18 protein-coding genes and 1 pseudogene are annotated in these 15,105 nt (G+C 63.2%); 10 read left to right on the top strand and 9 right to left on the bottom strand.

Annotation, left to right across the window (positions count from 1 at the left end):
* Entirely contained in the window at window positions 1-576 is a 576-nt protein-coding gene (locus AADZ78_RS22935) for a hypothetical protein (RefSeq protein ID WP_085250685.1), read from the bottom strand.
* Entirely contained in the window at window positions 573-1,355 is a 783-nt protein-coding gene (locus tag AADZ78_RS22930; RefSeq protein ID WP_085250726.1) for a hypothetical protein, read from the bottom strand. The genes AADZ78_RS22935 and AADZ78_RS22930 overlap by 4 nt, the downstream gene beginning before the upstream one ends.
* A gap of 193 nt (window positions 1,356-1,548) precedes the next feature.
* Between AADZ78_RS22930 and AADZ78_RS22925 the strand changes: the two genes are divergently transcribed.
* Entirely contained in the window at window positions 1,549-1,968 is a 420-nt protein-coding gene (locus tag AADZ78_RS22925) for a hypothetical protein (protein WP_085250686.1), read from the top strand.
* Window positions 1,969-2,220: 252 nt separating this feature from the next.
* On the opposite strand, the gene AADZ78_RS22920 is transcribed toward AADZ78_RS22925, so the two are convergent.
* The 3 genes from AADZ78_RS22920 to AADZ78_RS22910 form a co-directional block, all read right to left on the bottom strand.
* Window positions 2,221-2,778 carry a hypothetical protein gene (locus AADZ78_RS22920; RefSeq protein WP_239655055.1) on the bottom strand — a complete coding sequence of 186 codons (558 nt, stop codon included), beginning with the start codon at window positions 2,776-2,778 and terminating at the stop codon, window positions 2,221-2,223.
* The gene (locus tag AADZ78_RS22915; RefSeq protein ID WP_085250688.1) at window positions 2,775-3,539 is read right to left on the bottom strand and encodes a hypothetical protein; all 765 of its coding nucleotides are present in this window, start codon (window positions 3,537-3,539) and stop codon (window positions 2,775-2,777) included. The genes AADZ78_RS22920 and AADZ78_RS22915 overlap by 4 nt, the downstream gene beginning before the upstream one ends.
* 112 nt (window positions 3,540-3,651) lie before the next feature.
* Window positions 3,652-4,236, bottom strand: a complete 585-nt coding sequence (locus AADZ78_RS22910) for a TetR/AcrR family transcriptional regulator (RefSeq protein WP_085250689.1) — start codon at window positions 4,234-4,236, stop codon at window positions 3,652-3,654.
* Window positions 4,237-4,331: 95 nt separating this feature from the next.
* Between AADZ78_RS22910 and AADZ78_RS22905 the strand changes: the two genes are divergently transcribed.
* The 4 genes from AADZ78_RS22905 to AADZ78_RS22890 are packed head-to-tail and all read left to right on the top strand — an operon-like array spanning window position 4,332 to window position 6,792.
* A complete protein-coding gene (locus AADZ78_RS22905; protein WP_085250690.1) occupies window positions 4,332-5,087 on the top strand; it encodes a hypothetical protein in 756 nt (251 codons plus the stop codon).
* Window positions 5,084-5,926 carry a hypothetical protein gene (locus AADZ78_RS22900; RefSeq protein ID WP_085250691.1) on the top strand — a complete coding sequence of 281 codons (843 nt, stop codon included), beginning with the start codon at window positions 5,084-5,086 and terminating at the stop codon, window positions 5,924-5,926. Before AADZ78_RS22905 ends, AADZ78_RS22900 begins: the two co-directional genes overlap by 4 nt.
* A complete protein-coding gene (locus AADZ78_RS22895) occupies window positions 5,923-6,501 on the top strand; it encodes a cytochrome c oxidase subunit 3 family protein (protein ID WP_085250692.1) in 579 nt (192 codons plus the stop codon). The genes AADZ78_RS22900 and AADZ78_RS22895 overlap by 4 nt, the downstream gene beginning before the upstream one ends.
* A 3-nt stretch (window positions 6,502-6,504) precedes the next feature.
* A complete protein-coding gene (locus AADZ78_RS22890; RefSeq protein ID WP_085250693.1) occupies window positions 6,505-6,792 on the top strand; it encodes a cytochrome C oxidase subunit IV family protein in 288 nt (95 codons plus the stop codon).
* On the opposite strand, the gene AADZ78_RS22885 is transcribed toward AADZ78_RS22890, so the two are convergent.
* Window positions 6,789-8,066 carry a cytochrome P450 gene (locus AADZ78_RS22885; RefSeq protein ID WP_085250694.1) on the bottom strand — a complete coding sequence of 426 codons (1,278 nt, stop codon included), beginning with the start codon at window positions 8,064-8,066 and terminating at the stop codon, window positions 6,789-6,791. The genes AADZ78_RS22890 and AADZ78_RS22885 overlap by 4 nt on opposite strands.
* Window positions 8,067-8,265: 199 nt before the next feature.
* On the opposite strand from AADZ78_RS22885, the gene AADZ78_RS22880 reads away from it, so the two are divergent.
* Window positions 8,266-8,967: a TetR/AcrR family transcriptional regulator gene (locus AADZ78_RS22880; protein ID WP_085250695.1), complete on the top strand. Its 702-nt coding sequence runs from the start codon at window positions 8,266-8,268 to the stop codon at window positions 8,965-8,967.
* Here the strand turns inward: AADZ78_RS22880 and AADZ78_RS22875 are convergent.
* On the bottom strand, window positions 8,883-9,281 hold the full coding sequence (locus AADZ78_RS22875) for a hypothetical protein (RefSeq protein ID WP_085250727.1): 399 nt from the start codon (window positions 9,279-9,281) through the stop codon (window positions 8,883-8,885). The genes AADZ78_RS22880 and AADZ78_RS22875 overlap by 85 nt on opposite strands.
* Window positions 9,282-9,310: 29 nt before the next feature.
* A pseudogene (locus AADZ78_RS29280) lies at window positions 9,311-9,430 on the bottom strand (enoyl-CoA hydratase/isomerase family protein); the annotation flags it as partial.
* A 131-nt stretch (window positions 9,431-9,561) separates the two neighbouring features.
* Between AADZ78_RS29280 and AADZ78_RS22870 the strand changes: the two are divergent.
* From AADZ78_RS22870 to AADZ78_RS22855, 4 genes are read left to right on the top strand one after another with little or no spacing between them, the layout of a single operon-like run.
* Window positions 9,562-9,981, top strand: a complete 420-nt coding sequence (locus AADZ78_RS22870; RefSeq protein WP_085250696.1) for a lipoprotein LpqH — start codon at window positions 9,562-9,564, stop codon at window positions 9,979-9,981.
* 58 nt (window positions 9,982-10,039) lie between these two features.
* Window positions 10,040-11,230: an amidohydrolase family protein gene (locus tag AADZ78_RS22865; protein WP_085250697.1), complete on the top strand. Its 1,191-nt coding sequence runs from the start codon at window positions 10,040-10,042 to the stop codon at window positions 11,228-11,230.
* A gap of 16 nt (window positions 11,231-11,246) precedes the next feature.
* Entirely contained in the window at window positions 11,247-12,713 is a 1,467-nt protein-coding gene (locus AADZ78_RS22860; protein WP_085250728.1) for a FadD3 family acyl-CoA ligase, read from the top strand.
* Complete coding sequence (locus AADZ78_RS22855) at window positions 12,710-13,330, top strand: fatty-acid--CoA ligase (RefSeq protein WP_085250698.1); 621 nt, start codon at window positions 12,710-12,712, stop codon at window positions 13,328-13,330. Before AADZ78_RS22860 ends, AADZ78_RS22855 begins: the two co-directional genes overlap by 4 nt.
* Window positions 13,331-13,396: 66 nt before the next feature.
* Here AADZ78_RS22855 and AADZ78_RS22850 read toward each other — a convergent pair whose 3' ends face one another.
* Complete coding sequence (locus tag AADZ78_RS22850; protein ID WP_139828722.1) at window positions 13,397-15,085, bottom strand: alpha-keto acid decarboxylase family protein; 1,689 nt, start codon at window positions 15,083-15,085, stop codon at window positions 13,397-13,399.
* Window positions 15,086-15,105 lie beyond the last annotated feature (20 nt).

The raw sequence follows: 15,105 nt of genomic DNA, 5'->3' as shown, positions 1-15,105 counted from the left end.
TCACGCAAGCGGATCCAATTTCGAGATCAGCCAGGAACCGTTGACCTTGGCCAACGTCACCTGGGCGATGCTCGCGGTTGTCTGCGGTTCCGGCTTCTCTTTGCTTGTGGCGGTCTGGTTGATGAACACCAACACAACGGCTGAATTCGGGTGCAACTCTGAAACGGCGGCTCGAATCACCTTGGCTGTCTGCGTGACTCGCTTTTGCAGTGCCATCGCAGCGATCTGCTCTGAGAACTTGGTGTAGTAGGCGAGGAAGTCACCGGTGAGATATGACTTCGCCTTGGCGATATCACGGTCCAGGTTGTCGGGAGAGTACGACAGCACCGCCACGGCACCGTCTGATGCCGCTTGGATTGCCTGGTGTGCCGCCGCGTCGCCGACTTGCTGATCCGGCCGGTACAGAATGAAGAACAGGCCGGCAGTGACGCCCACCGCGGAAAGGACCACCCCTGTCGCGACTATCGAACGCCACTTTGTCAAACACCGGCGGACCCAGCGCTTGACTGGCGGTCCCACCTCGTCGGACGGTGTGGTTTCCGTGCTATCCAGAGACGAACATTGCTCGACAGTCATTGCAGGAAATCGACTTTCGACATTTTGAGCTGACCGCCGTCCCGCATGATGCCGACGCTGATTCGCCACACGATAGGTGGCCGAGTCGTGTTGTCTGCAGTGGTGATATCGGATCTCGCCGCGACGAGCACGACCGCCGAATCATCACTCAACGACTCGACGGCAACGGCTTCCACAGTGGCCTTGCTGCTTGCCTTCGATTCCCCCGCCTGCGCGGCCATCAGGCCTGACATCACTGACAGCTGGCTCTTGAAGTCGCCCGTAGAGTCGTCGAGGATGCGCTGGATGTCTTCCTTGGCATGGTTGGCGTCAATCGACATCAGCAGCGTGACCCCGTGCCGGGCTGCTGCGCTGAACTCAGCGGCGAGCTGCCGTTTGTGCCCGGTAGTTCGGTGCTGCCACACCATGTAAGCGCTCGCGCCGACGGAAGCGGAGACCAGCACGATGCCGACGCCAGCGGCCATTGTTCTCCGCCCTGGGCGTCGAAGCCACCCCGGTCGACCCGGACGCCGCGGCAACCCTAGTCGCGCCAGTCGTGCCCGGGTCTCCTTTGTGCGGCGCCGCGCGCCATCCCGGGAAGCGGCGTCGTCGTCGGCTTTCCCTGTTTCGGAGCCTGTTTCGGCTGCCGCGCGCAGCCTTGAAAGGCGTGCCCGAGCCGCCTCCGCGCGCGTCTCAGCCCTGGCAACTTCGTCTTCTGCGTCCGCCTCCGAAACGGGAGCTACGGCGCCGTCCGTCGGGTCATCAGAATCGTCGACGTCGGGCCCCTCCGGATCATGCACGGAGAAACAGCTTATCACTTTCGGCCGGGGCTCAACGCTGTCCTCGGGCGGCTGCATTAGCGGTTCTACATGCGGAAATGCTCGCTCGTCAGGCCGTTAGGCGGGTGCGGTTCGGACGCAATCCGGCGTGGGTGGATATTGGCTCTGGTGATCTTCTCCAATTAGGAGAATTTTCTTTTCAGCTCCTTTTTAGATGTGGCAAAGTAATGGGGTGCGATTCATCGTGGCAACAGTTGCCGCGCTACTCGGCACGGGTGTGCTGGCGGCGCCGCCGTCCCTCGCCGAGCCGACCGTCTGCGACTACCCCGCCTGTACCCCCGGCATCATGCCGCATCAGGTTCTAGGCGCGCCGTGTGACAACACCACCTACTACGCCTTCGGTGTCGACGACAGTGTCGTTCCCCCCGCCGGGCAGCCCGGACGGCTGATGTTCTGCGGCTCGCCGAGGAGATACCAGCCGCGATGGTTCCGGTCACCTCCAATGGCGGGAGTCAAGGAGGAAGGCGCGGCGTGCCAGAACTACCAGAACTACGTCGCGCAGGCGCCCGATGGTCTGTTTCTGATCTGCTTTGCCCACGACGGCATGATGAGCTGGGTCCGCGCCGACACCTAGGAACGGTGGCATCAAAGGCGATGCCATCAAACCTGACTTGGCTTCCCATCTGCGGTTTCGTTTCATGACTGTTCGAAAAGTGTGCACCAAATCCGGTCCTGGAGCGCACCATCGAGGCCTTCGGGGAGGTGGACCGACCTGGGCGATTCGCGCCAGCTACGGCATGGTCAGATTCACCCGCGACACTCACACCACGCACGCGACACGCCGAGACGAGTGTGCATGGGTTGAGTTTCGGCGGAGTGCTGGGCGTCAAAGGCGATCGAATTTGGCGATCAGCCAGGAGCCGTTGATCTTCGCCAGAGTGACCAGGGCGCTGCTGTCAGTCACCGTAGCTTGGGGCTCGTCGTTGGTGATGGTGCTCTGGTTGACGAACACGAGGACGACGGCCAAATTCTGGTGTAGCTCCGATACAGCGGCGCGAACCACCTTGGCGGAAGCCGCCATTTGCTTCGCCTTGGCCGCCGGACCAATGATCTGCTCGCTGGACTTGGTGTAGTCCGCCAGCAAGTCGCCGGTGAGATACAACCTCGCCCGGGCGAAATCCTGATCCAGGCTCTCTGGGGAATATGACAGCATTGCCACGGTGCCGTCCGCGGCCGCCCGGATTGCCTGTTGGGCCGCCGCATCGCCGATCCGCCGATCGGGACTGTACCGGTAGAAGTATGTGCCTCCGACAAGTCCCAGCGCGCCAATGACCAACGTGGTCACCAGAATTGGCCGCCAATATGCCACACACCAGTGCATCCAACCTTCGATCACGGCCGTTCTGGGCGGACGCGCTGGACCGCCGGGTTGCTCGATTGTCATTGCAGGAACTCGACTTTCGCCATCCTGAGCTGGCCGCCCTCGCGGCTGAGATGCACGCTGATCCGCCACGACTTCATTGGTCGGTTTGCGTCGTCGGGATAGAGATTGTCGGACCTCGCCGCGACAAGGACGATTCCCGAGTCATTGGTCGTCGATTCGACGGCGGTAGCGTCCACGATGACCCTGGTGCTGATCTGCGACTCCTCCACCTGCTGGGCCAGGGCAACTCCGGTGCGCAGTAATTGGTCCCTGAGATCTCCGGTCGAGTCGTCGAGGGCGCGCTGGATGTCCTCCCTGGCGTGATTGGCGTTAATCGACATCAGTTTCGTGACCCCCTCACGCGCGGCCGCGGCGAACTCGGCGGCGCGGTGCTGTTCACGCACGAGAGCGCGATGCTCCAGCTCCATGAACACGCTCCCGCCGAGCGAGGCGCCGATGACCCCGAATGCCGCCGCGAGTGCGATCGCTTTAGGTCCGGGACGCTGGAACTTGGGCAACTGCCGGCGATAAGGCATCTCGGACAGTGGCCCGAACTCGTCGGCGTCGCCCGCGTAGATCTTGTCGGTGTCGTCTGCGCCCGGGCTCTCCAGGGCCCAGGCTTGCTGCAGCCGCGCTAGACGGGCACGGGCCTCGTCGGCCCGGGCCTCCGCCCTGGCGACTTCTTCCTCTGCCTCGGCGACCGAACGGGGTGCTTCCTCGCGGCCTGAGTCGTCCTCGGCGTCGGGGTCAGGCGCTCCCGGTGGACGCCGCCACGACGGCAAGTTGACCCCCCGGTCGCGTTGGTTCGTGCACGGAGAACCACGTTATCACCAGGCTGCTGGCCACTCCGGCATCCGAATGTCGTCGAGCGGCCGGTTGGATCCGTGGCGAAACCTACGCCTCGGGCGCACCGATCAGGCGGTGGGTGATCCGCAGCAGCTGCGCACGCAACGTGTTGTCGTCCACATCGGCGACCAGGGGATGCATGACGCCGACGGCGATGGCGCCCGAGAGGACCGCCGCCGAGACCCGGGCGTCCGCGGACGCGTCGTCGACCAGCACACCATAGAGCCGCCGAATAAAGTGCTGGAACTGTTCCTGCTCGGCGAGTAGCCGCACAATGACCGGATCGAACTGCAGGGTGCTCGCCGCGCCGCGACGCTCAATGGCCATGTCGATGACCCGGCCCAGCAAGACCTCGCGTGCCCGGGGGAAATCGTCGTGGGCCTCGGCGGCCTCCAGCGCCTCCTCCAGACCGCCCAGTTCGCGTTCCGTAAGCGCAACGACGATCTGCTCCTTCGTCTTGAACTGGTGGTAGACAGCAGCCTTCGTGACCCCGATGGCGTCGGCGATCATCTGCAGCGAGGTGCCGCCGACACCGTGCTCGGCGATCAGTTTCAGCGCGGCGTCCAGGATGCGCGTCTGTGCGGGGCTGCGCGTGACGAATCTGAACTTGCTCCGGGTCTGGTTCGGAACCACACCGAGAGCCTAGCCGATCGGCTATTGACCGTCCCTAGCCGATCGGCTACTTTCGGCTCACGGACGGTTGATCACAGCGCCGGAGGGAGTCACCGATGTCTGAAGACGGCGAGGCGCGCGTCGCGCCGAGGCGAATCGATGGTGAGCTGATCCTGCTATGGACGCTGCCCCCGGGGGTGCTGATCTGGATCGCGGCGTTTTTTCTGTTTCCCGGCTTTATACCGCCCATGTCGCCGACGATGTCGGCGGAGCAGGTCGCGGCGTTCTACCGGGAAAACCCGTCGGGCGTCCGTTCCAGCATGATCCTGTTCAACTGGTTCGGCGCGAGCCTCATCCCGATTCTGACGCTGATCGTGATGCAGATCCGGAGGATGGCCCATCGCACGCCGATCTTCTCCTACGCGATGCTGGGTTGCGTGGCCGGCGGTCCCACCTTGTTTCTCATCGCCAATGTCTGCTGGCTGCTAGCCGCCTTTCGCCCGGAACGAAGTCCGGAGCTGACGCAGTTGCTCAACGATTTCGCCTGGATCACCTTCACGATCTTGGTTCCGTTTTTGATCGGACAAAGCGTGATCCTTGCCCTGGCAATCTATTTCGACGATCCTGCAAACCTCGTACTGCCGCACTGGGTGGCCCACTTCAACCTGTTCGTTGCGGCGGCTCTGGTGCCGGCAGCATTCGTCGGCGTGTCGTTGTCCGGCCCGCTGGCGTGGGACGGTGGGTTGTCGTTCTGGTTGAAGAATGTCGCCATCGGTGTGTGGGTGGTCGTGATGGGCGTCGTCCTGGGCCGCGCGGTGTATCGGGAGCGCGCCGAGATCACAAGGCGCGCAGGAGAACTGGACAGAGTATGAGTACCGTGATGACTCAGCCGGAGTCGGGCAGCAACTCCGAGGCTGGGCCTCCCTCCGGCTGGTTGCATCGCCGGATTGCCTGGCACCTGCGGCACAACCCCAAGCGCGAACTGTGGGTGGCGTGGTGGATCATGGTCGTCTTCTACAACCTCTTCTTTGCGATGGTCTTCGTGGTAGCGCAAGTCCAGCCCCCGCCGCAACCCACCTGGGACCTCGCGACGCAGGTCGGATGGTTCCATGAACGACAGCTGGGAATACCGATTGGCTTAGGCGTCGTATTCGCCATCACCGGCATGACTGCGGTAAACAATGCGCTCATTGCGTATTCGATGCGCCGCATGTCGGTCAGCCGCGCTTTCGGGTATACGTATCTGCTCATCTACTCGCTCAGCGCGGTTCCCGGCCTGCTGCTCCTGTGCATCGCGCTGATCGTCGGGACGCTGCGTCCCGAGCGGGATCCCGAGGCGATCGGTTGGCTCTACGACTTCGCCTTCCTGTCTTTCGACGGCACCATGGGCGTCTTCCTGATTGGCTCGCTGATCTGGATGCTCGCGATTCTGATCGACAAGAATCGGGTTTTTCCCAAATGGTTCGGCTACCTCAACCTGTGTAACGCGCTTACCGAGGTCGTCGTGGCGCCCTGCTGGATCTTCCAGCGCGGCGTACTGGCCTGGAATGGGCAGATCGCGTGGTGGCTGAACATGGTCGTGTTCGGCATTTACCAAGTCACGTTTATCGTCATGCTCTCTCAGATGATCCGGCGCGAAGACTTTGGTACCGGGCCCCTCCCGATAGCCAAGCTCGACCTGGCGCGGAAGCGGGCGGCGACCGCATCATGACCGACCTCGCAGATGAGAACAAACGCGCGACATTCGTGCCGGGTCAGCCGGACATGTGGGCTTTCGTATTGTTCGAAACTTTGGTCTTCACAGGGTATTTCGGCTTCTACCTGTTCTATCGCGCCCGAAACCCTGAGCTGTTCCTGCACTCCCAGGCGCATCTGGACCTACGCATCGGTGTGTTCAACACCCTGGTCTTGCTGCTGAGTTCCTGGTCGGTGGCGCGGTGTGTCCAGTCGTCGCGTGCCGGTGCCTACCGGGCGGCCCTGCGAGACGTCTATATCACCGTCGCATGCGCCGCAATATTCTTGTTCTTCAAGGTTTTCGAGTGGGCCCGGTTGGTCGGCACGGGAAATGGGCTGGACAGCAACGACTTCTTCACCTACTACTTCTTCCTCACCGGAATCCACTTCGTGCACCTGCTGATTGGTTTCGTCGTCCTCGGTGTCATCGTGTATCAGCTCGGCAGTCCGGCCCGGCGATCCCAGGAGTTGGTCGAAACGTGCGCCACCTACTGGCATACCGTCGACTTCCTCTGGGTGCTCATTTTCGCGCTGCTGTACATGGTGAGGTGATCGGTGAAGTTGAAATTCAACAAGAGGCTGCTGGTGGTTTGGCTGATCCTGGCGGGGTTCACGCTGGCCTATCTGTGGATTGACCACTCGGTCGATGGATCGCTGAGACCTAGTGTGGTGGTCACGTCGAGCGTGATCGTGATCGCTCTTATCAAGGTGCGCATCATCTTTCGGGAGTTTATGGAAGTGCGCCAAGCTCCCGCCTTGCTATGCCGCCTCACGGACGCCTGGGTCGTGCTGATCGGCGTGAGTCTCTTTGCTTGTTACATAGTCGGGTTGACGCTCGCCTAACCCGTCGGCGTGAAGGTGAGGTGGAGTTCGCTGAGCCCGCGCAGGATGTACGTCGGCTCGTAGGTGTAGCGGCGATCGCCCTTTGGTCCGTGCTTAACCTCGCTGATGCTGATGTCGGCCATGCGGTCCAGCATGCGTTCGATGGATACCCGGCCCTCCACGCGGGCGAGCGGTCCTCCCGGGCAGGAGTGCACGCCGCGGGCGAAAGCCATGTGCTCGCGGACGTTCTTGCGGTCGAGGCGGAACTCGTGCGGATTCTCGAATCGCCGCGGGTCGCGGTTGGCCGCGCCGGGTAGCACCATCACTACCGTGCCGGCAGGGATGTCGACACCGCCGATTGTGGTGCCACGGCGGGCTAGCCGCGAGTCGCACTTGACGGGACTTTCGATGCGCAGCGATTCCTCGATGAAGTTTGGAATCAGGCTGCGGTCATCACGCACCTGTTGCTGGATGTCGGGGCGATCGCCCAGCACCTGTAGCGCGGCGCTGAGCAGCTTGGCCGTGGTCTCCTGCCCGGCGGCGAAAAGGAATGTCGCCGTACGCACCACCTCGATGACCTCGGGTGTGGAGCCGTCGGGGTACTTCGCCGTCGCCATCGGGGTCAGCACATCGTCGCGCGGCTCGCGTCGCCGGTCTTCGATGTAGGAACAGAACTTCTCGTCGAGCCATTCCAGCGGGTTGATGCCGATGAACTCGTGGTCGAGCGCGCCGACCCGTCCGGGGCGATCGGCGCCCAAGACGGTGCGGAACTCCTTGTGGTCATCCTGGGGAACACCGAGCAGGTCGGCGATCACCAGTGTGGCAAAGGGTTTGGAATATTCGGAGATGAATTCGCACTCGCCGTTGCTGAGGAACTCGTCGAGCTGGCGGTCGGCGAGGCGCCACATGAACTCCTCGTTCTGCTTCAGCCGGCTCGGCGTCAGCAGCTTGCTCAGCACCGACCGTGCCCTCGTGTGGTCCGGCGGATCCATGGTGACCATGTGCTCGAACATCGGAAAGTAGCTGCGGTGTTGCTCGATCTGGGCGCTGATGTCGTCCCCGTCGGGTTGGAACGGCAGCGGCGGGAACGGGCCTCCCAGCGCGACGATGTTCGAGAACGTTTCGGGGTCCTTATATACCTCGGTGGCTTCCTCGTGACCGGTGACGGCGACGACCCCGTAGTGCGGCAGCCGCAGCACTGGGTTCTGGCTGCGCAGGTAGTCGAAGTAGGGGTGTGGATCCGGTACCAAGGACGGGTCGGTGAAGAAGTCGATCGAATCGTAGGTGCTGGTCATGTCGTGCGTTCCTCCCGGAGCTGACCCGGCCGAATGGTGCTCAACCCACCGCGAGGCGGCGAGAGCTGCTGCCGCCCAAATCCGATAGCGTGCTGAGCACCTGCCTAGCATGACGTTAATGTCGTGGTCAAGGTCGCGGCCCCCCGGGCGACAGTACGATCGGCGTGTTCGACATTGGGTTTGGAGAGCGAGTGGCGACATGACATCGGCCCGCAGGATCGGGGCGCCGGACGCAAAGAACCGCGGCCTGCTGCTCGACGCGGCCGAGCAATTGATGGTCGAAGAGGGCTACGCCGCCGTGACGTCGCGCCGGCTAGCGAACAAAGCGGGGCTGAAACCTCAGCTGGTGCACTACTACTTCCGCACCATGGAGGAGTTGTTCGTCGCGGTCTTCCGCCGCCGCGCCGAAGAGGGTCTTCAGGTGCAGGCGCGGGCGCTGCAATCGGCCCAGCCGTTGTGGGCGCTGTGGCGGTTCGGCACCGATCCCGCGTTTACCCGGATTTCCATGGAATTCATGGCGCTGGCCAATCACCGAAAGGAATTGCGGGCCGAAATCGCTTACTACGCGGAGCGTTTCCGCGAGGAAGAGCAGCGAGCGGTGACGGCCGCGCTGCAGCGTTACGGGGTGGAAAGCAAGGATCTGCCCCCGGTGGTGTTCACCGTGCTCATGAGCAGCCTGTCGCGGATGCTGGTGCTGGAGCAGGCGGTGGGCATGTCGGCCGGTCACGCCGAAACTTTGGAGCTGGTGGAAAGTTATCTGCGCCGCCTCGAAGGCGAGCCGCAGCCGATTGCGGGCGTACCAGAGGCCTGGCTGGTTCACCAATTGCGGATCGAGCAGAGCACGCCCCTGGGCCCGTCCTTGGACACGACGACGGCCCCGTCCACCGACAGGTCGCAATGAAACTCCGGCGTGCTGGGCTCAGGACCGGTGTTGACGACGACCATGGCCCAGTATTCGGGTTTGGCCAAATTCAGTTCGTAGCTCCACGGTTTGCCCGGGGCGATGTCGGCCTGGACGTTCGGGGTGAAGCGGTAGGGATCGTGGCTGTAATCGGAGAAGATCGTCGGTTCTTGATCGATGTAATAGATGTTGGCGTAGATGGGATTCTTTGCGGTGATGGTGTACTTGACGTGATGCATGACCGGGTCATCGGCGTGTGCCGGTCCGGTGCTCGCCAGTAAGCCAGCCCCCCCTACCAAGACAGCGAGCAACATCGCCGAGCCCGCGCACAACAACCTGTACATCATGTCGCTCCTCTAGCTTCCGGGCGCTGACGGTTCGTCACCCGCTCCGCGGCCCGCCAGTGTGCGTCGGCAACCCACAGCTGTGCAAGGGATGCTATCGCCTCGTCGGGCGAAACACCGCTGTACTCCGGGTCCATCATGCGTCGTTGCTCCTAGGACGAAGACAGCCGATATTGGCATTCTCTAATTAGGAGAATAACATCATCGCCGCAGGCCGAAGAACTTTCTAACTGAGGATGGAGGCGGCCCGATGCGGAACCGAATCGCAGCGGCCGTTGCCGCGCTCGCTGCCGCTGCCGTCGGGGCTTGCGTCTCACCGTCGCATACCCCGCTCAATGGCACGGCATCTGTCACGGTCAACGGAACCGACGCGAAGTTCAATGTCGTCAAGTGCACGCAGGTGCAGTGGTACCGGACGATTCACATTGGCGGCGACTCTGCCGGGGCCACCGTCGTCGTGGATGGACGTGCGGAACGGGCCACCGCCGAGTCCGTACAGATCCAAAATGTCGGCGGGTTCATCGGCATGTACTCGCGGGGCGGCGGCGGCGACGCAGCCATGAGCCTGAGCGGCGACAAATTCACGATCACCGGTACTGCGGAGGGCTACTCGGTCGGCAAACCGAGTGAGCCGACTACCGCAACGTTCAAGATCATCGCCACGTGCTGACGTTGCGGTTGCGCACCTGTAGAGAATAGTATTCTCGCAAAATGCGAAGGAGGATTTCATGGGACAACTGTCACACCGGGAGGACGTCCCGTTTCCGATCTTTGACGCGGACAACCATCTCTACGAGCCGCCGGAGGCGCTGACCAAGTTCCTGCCCAAGGAGTACAAGGACTTCGTCCAGTACGTGCAGATCAACGGCCGCACCAAGATCGCGATCCGCGGCCACATCAGCAACTACATCCCCAACCCGACCTTCGAGGTCGTCGCCCGGCCGGGCGCGTGGGAGGAGTACTTCAAGTACGGCAACCCGGATGGCAAGTCCAAGCGCGAGCTGTTCGGTGAGCCGATGCGCGCGATTCCGGCGTTCTTCGAGCCCGGCCCGCGCCTGGAGAAGATGAACGAGTTGGGCCTGGACCGCACCCTGATGTTTCCGACGCTGGCCAGCCTGCTCGAGGAACGGCTGCGCGACGACCCGGTTGCCATCCATGTCCTGATCCATGCACTGAATGAATGGCTCGATGAGGTCTGGGGCTTCAACTACCAGAACCGGATTTTCACCACCCCGGTCATCACCCTGCCGATCGTCGAGAAGGCGATCGAGGAGCTGGAATGGGCGGTCGAGCGCGGCGCCCGCGCCATCCTGGTCCGCCCGGCTCCCGTCCCCGGCTTCCGGGGGCCCCGGTCGTTCGCGGTACCCGAGTTCGACCCGTTCTGGGAGCGGGTCGTCGAGCACGACGTGCTGGTCGGTATGCACTCCAGCGACAGCGGCTACTCCCGGTACACCTCCGAGTGGGACGGCGCCGAACAGGAAATGCTGCCGTTCCAAACCAATGCGATGGGCATCCTCAACGAGTGGCGGCCGATCCAGGATGCGGTGGGTTCGTGGGTGATCCACGGCGCGCTCTACCGTCATCCGAAGCTGAAGGTGGCGATCGTGGAGGCCGGTTCGAAGTGGATGACCCCGCTGCTGGACGGCCTGGCCGAGGTCTACCGGAAGGCCCCGGAAGTCTTCCCGAGTGACCCGGTCGAGATGGTCAAGAGCCGCATCCATGTCAGCCCGTTCTTCGAGGACGGCATCGACGATCTGGTCAACCTCGTCGGTGTGGATCGGGTGTTGTACGGCTCGGACTGGCCGCACCCCGAGGGGCTGGCCGAGCCGACGTTCTACGTCAACGCGCTGTCGCACCTGGCGGTTGAGGATCAGGCAAAGATCATGGGCGGCAACCTCGGTCGACTCGTCACGACATGACGTCCGGGCGGTGACGATGCAGAGCGCGCAGCGCGATGAGGAGGAGCCGGCCAATCGGATATGGGAGACCATCCCCGAGATGGTCTTGAGCGCGGCGGACCGCTTCGGTGACGCGGAGGCGGTTGTCGACGGTGGGCTGCGCCTCACGTTCGTCGAGGTCGTCGAGCGAATGCGTTGTGCCGCAGGCGCGTTCGCGTCGATCGGTATCGACAAGGGTGACCGGGTCGCCATCTGGGCGCCAAACTCAGCCGAGTGGATCGTCGCAGCGTTCGGGTTGCTCACCGCGGGCGGCGTGCTGGTGCCGGTCAACACCCGGTTCAAGACGGAAGAAGCGGACGACATCATCGTCCGCAGCGGGGCGAAGGCCGTATTGGTGCAGAAAGGATTTCTGAGCCAGGACTACATTGCGCCCGCGGGGACACCGGTCATCGATCTGAAATCTGCCTTCCTCTCCGGAGGTTCGCCGTTCGAGCGGGCCGTGAGCGGTAGCGACATCTCGGACATCATCTTCACCTCCGGCACTACCGGCCGCCCAAAGGGCGCGATGATGAATCATCACCAAACGCTGCGGATGTACGACGAGTGGGCGACACTGGCGGATCTGCGCGAGGGCGACCGCTACCTGCAGATCAACCCGTACTTCCACACGTTCGGCTTGAAAGCCGGGCTCATCGCGTCCTTCGTGCGCGGCGCGACGATGCTGCCGATCGCGGTCTTCGACCTCGATCGGGTAGTGGATCTCGTTGAACGCGAACGCATCACGATGCTGCCCGGCCCGCCAACGCTGTACCACTCGTTGCTGACAGTCCGCGACAAGTCCAAGCTGTCGACCTTGCGGGCCGGCGTGACCGGCGCCGCCGACATCGCCGTCGAACTGGTCCGTCGCATACATGACGAGCTGCCGTTCCAGACGTTGATGACCGGCTACGGGCTCACCGAGGCCGGCAACGTCACCCTGTCTAGGCCGGGCGATTCCTTAGAGGACGTGGCCACCACCGCCGGCCTGCCCTGCGAAGGGGTTGAAGTGCGCATCGCGGATGACCGGGAGGTGCTGGTCCGCGGGTACAGTGTCATGCAAGGTTATCTCGACGATCCAGTTGCCACCGCGGAGGCGATCGATGACGAGGGATGGTTGCACACCGGCGATCTGGGCAGCCTGGACGCGGCCGGTCGACTGCGAATCAACGGACGCAAGAAGGACATGTTCATCGTAGGCGGGTTCAACGCCTACCCCGCGGAGATCGAGGGCTTCCTGATGGAGCACCCCGCGGTTGCCCAAGTTGCCGTGATCGGAGTTCCCGACGAGCGTCTTGGCCAGGTGGGCAAAGCCTTCGTGGTGCCGAAATCGCCGGTGTCCGAAGATGACTTGATTGATTGGTGCCGTCGGCGGATGGCGGGCTTCAAGGCGCCGCGGTCGGTCGAGTTCCTCGACGACTTGCCGCTCAATGCCACCGGGAAAGTGATGAAGGACCGATTGCGGTGACCGACGGCGACATTCATTCGATGGTGATCGCGTCGGACTATCGGATTCCGGACCCGAGCCGGGTATGGCCGATACTCGAGCGCAATAGGTCGGCTCTCGCCGACATTGGTGCCCACCACGTTCTTGTCTATGCCTCAACGCATGACCACGGCCGCGTTCTGGTGATGATCGGGGTGCACAGTCGTGAGCCGATTGTGAAGTTGCTCCGCTCGCGGGTTTTCATCGACTGGTTCGATGCCGTTGGTGTTGAGGATATTCCAGCGGTCTTCGCCGGCGAGATCATCGATAGGTTCATCGCCGCGCCGCGGACCACTTCGGCCGTTCCTGGAGTCGTGGTGGCCGCCTTCGCCTCGGTCGACGACGTGTTGAACCTTACCGCCGAGGTCCGACGTGCGATTGACCGGTTCACCGCCGCCGGCATCCGGAAGACTTGGGTATTCCAGGCTTTCGACGATGCGCACGAAGTTCTGATCTTGCAGGAATTTCCTGATGAGGAGGGCGCTCGGGAGTGGATCGACCATCCCGACGCCGCGGCCCAATGGATGAGCGGGGCGGGAGTGGGGGCCTACCCGCCGCTATTCGTCGGCCGGTTCCTCAACATGATGAGGATCGAATAACCGTCGAGCGTCGAGTTGTTGGGCAAAATTAGGCCGCTTGTGCCCAACAAGTCTACGTTCGGCAACCTAGGCCCCCGGCGGCGACATGGATCCAACGAGTTGGCCGAGCAGTCGCGGGATCTCGAGCCGTGGCAACACCACTTCGACCAGCACCATGCAATCCTTATGCTGCGCAGCCGCGGTGAATGCGTCGTCGAGTTCGCCATACGTTTGCGCCCGGAACGCGAGGTGCTTGGCCACCCCCAGCGCGTTGGGTATCTCGGTCCACCTCCATCCGACAATGTCGTTGTAGGGGGCCGTCTTTCCGTGAATCGCCCGTTCGACGGTGTAGCCGTCGTTGTTGACCACCACGATCACGGGGCAGAGCCCTTCCCGGGAAAAGCTGCCGAGTTCCTGGACGGTCAGTTGCGCGGCTCCGTCGCCAATCAGTAAGACCGTCCTGCGGTCCGGATGCGCCAGTCCTGCTCCGAGTGCGGCGGGTAGCGTGTAACCGATTGAGCCCCATAGTGGTTGGCCAATGAAGGTGACTCCGTGGGGCAATCGGTGGTCGGCCATCCCGTAGAACGACGTCCCCTGGTCGGCCAGGACCACGTTTCCCGGCGTGAGCGCTTCGCAAAGCCGGTCCCACACCATCTGCTGGGTGAGCGGCTCGTCGCGCGCCGGGGTTGGCGGCGATGGTTCGGCCGGCGGCGACGTCACCGGTGGTGACGTTATCCCGCGCCGGACCAGGATCCCGGTCAGCGCAGCAAGCGCCGCGCCCATCTCGAGCGGCGCAAACACCTCGTCACCCACGCTGCTTTGGTATTGCCCAATATCGATCGTGCGGGCTGGGCTGATCCGCTGGCTGAAGAAGCCGCTGACCATATCGGTGAACACCACCCCGGCCGTCACGAGCACCGGCGCCTGCTCGATCGCGGTGCGCACCCGCTGGGAGCTGGCCGCTCCGGCGTAGATGCCAATAAAGTTGGGTGAATTCTCGTCGAGCAGGCTCTTTCCCCACATCAGCGTGGCGTGCGGCACCACGTCGGCCGCCAGCAACGCCTCCAGCTCAGTGATCGCCTGCAGGCGATGAACCAGCAAGTCGGCTAGCACGGTCAATTGGTGCTCGCCGATCAGTTTGGCAGCGGCCTCGGTGAACAGGGATAGCGCGCGCGGGCTAGTGCCGCCGCTGTAGCGGGGGAGCGGCGCCGCGGGCGGCTCGGTGGGAAAGCGCGCCACGTCGGTAGACAGCAAGATGTAGCCTGGCCGTTTCTGCTCCCGCACCTCGGACAGCACCCGGTCGATCTCTCTGCACGCCGTTGCCGGCATGAGATTGGCTTGGGCACAGGTGATTTCGCGGCTTATCCGGACGAAGTGCTCGAAATCGCCGTCCCCGAGCGAATGGTGCAGTGCCCGGCGGGTGCCCTGGGCGTCTTTGGTTGGGCCGCCGACGATGTGCACCACCGGCACGTGCTCGGCGTAGCTTCCCGCGATCGCGTTGGTCGCCGAAAGTTCGCCGACCCCGAATGTTGTTACCACAGCGGACATTCCGCGTAAGCGTCCGTACCCGTCGGCGGCGTAGCCGGCGTTGAGCTCGTTGGCGTTACCCACCCAGCGGATGGCCGGGTGGCCGACGATGTGGTCGAGGAAAGCCAGGTTGTAGTCGCCGGGAACACCGAAGATCTCCGTAACGCCGAGCTCGGCGAGACGGTCGAGAAGATAGTCACCGACGGTGTAGACGGCCACTTCGGTTGGGGGGCTCGTGGGATCGCTCACGACCACGACCGTACGCTCAT

Source organism: Mycobacterium riyadhense (genome assembly GCF_963853645.1).
GTDB classification, from domain to species: Bacteria; Actinomycetota; Actinomycetes; order Mycobacteriales; family Mycobacteriaceae; genus Mycobacterium; species Mycobacterium riyadhense.
Note: the sequence above shows the minus strand (reverse complement) of the source record. Positions and strands in the feature narration are given on the sequence as shown.

What these genes read in the sequence shown, in the direction of transcription:
- AADZ78_RS22935 (WP_085250685.1), bottom strand. Translation starts at nt 576, where the DNA reads ATGACTGTCGAGCAATGTTCGTCTCTGGATAGCACGGAAACCACACCG.
- AADZ78_RS22925 (WP_085250686.1), top strand. Translation starts at nt 1,549, where the DNA reads ATGTGGCAAAGTAATGGGGTGCGATTCATCGTGGCAACAGTTGCCGCG.
- AADZ78_RS22920 (WP_239655055.1), bottom strand. Translation starts at nt 2,778, where the DNA reads ATGACAATCGAGCAACCCGGCGGTCCAGCGCGTCCGCCCAGAACGGCC.
- AADZ78_RS22905 (WP_085250690.1), top strand. Translation starts at nt 4,332, where the DNA reads ATGTCTGAAGACGGCGAGGCGCGCGTCGCGCCGAGGCGAATCGATGGT.
- AADZ78_RS22900 (WP_085250691.1), top strand. Translation starts at nt 5,084, where the DNA reads ATGAGTACCGTGATGACTCAGCCGGAGTCGGGCAGCAACTCCGAGGCT.
- AADZ78_RS22895 (WP_085250692.1), top strand. Translation starts at nt 5,923, where the DNA reads ATGACCGACCTCGCAGATGAGAACAAACGCGCGACATTCGTGCCGGGT.
- AADZ78_RS22885 (WP_085250694.1), bottom strand. Translation starts at nt 8,066, where the DNA reads ATGACCAGCACCTACGATTCGATCGACTTCTTCACCGACCCGTCCTTG.
- AADZ78_RS22880 (WP_085250695.1), top strand. Translation starts at nt 8,266, where the DNA reads ATGACATCGGCCCGCAGGATCGGGGCGCCGGACGCAAAGAACCGCGGC.
- AADZ78_RS22875 (WP_085250727.1), bottom strand. Translation starts at nt 9,281, where the DNA reads ATGTTGCTCGCTGTCTTGGTAGGGGGGGCTGGCTTACTGGCGAGCACC.
- AADZ78_RS22870 (WP_085250696.1), top strand. Translation starts at nt 9,562, where the DNA reads ATGCGGAACCGAATCGCAGCGGCCGTTGCCGCGCTCGCTGCCGCTGCC.
- AADZ78_RS22865 (WP_085250697.1), top strand. Translation starts at nt 10,040, where the DNA reads ATGGGACAACTGTCACACCGGGAGGACGTCCCGTTTCCGATCTTTGAC.
- AADZ78_RS22860 (WP_085250728.1), top strand. Translation starts at nt 11,247, where the DNA reads ATGCAGAGCGCGCAGCGCGATGAGGAGGAGCCGGCCAATCGGATATGG.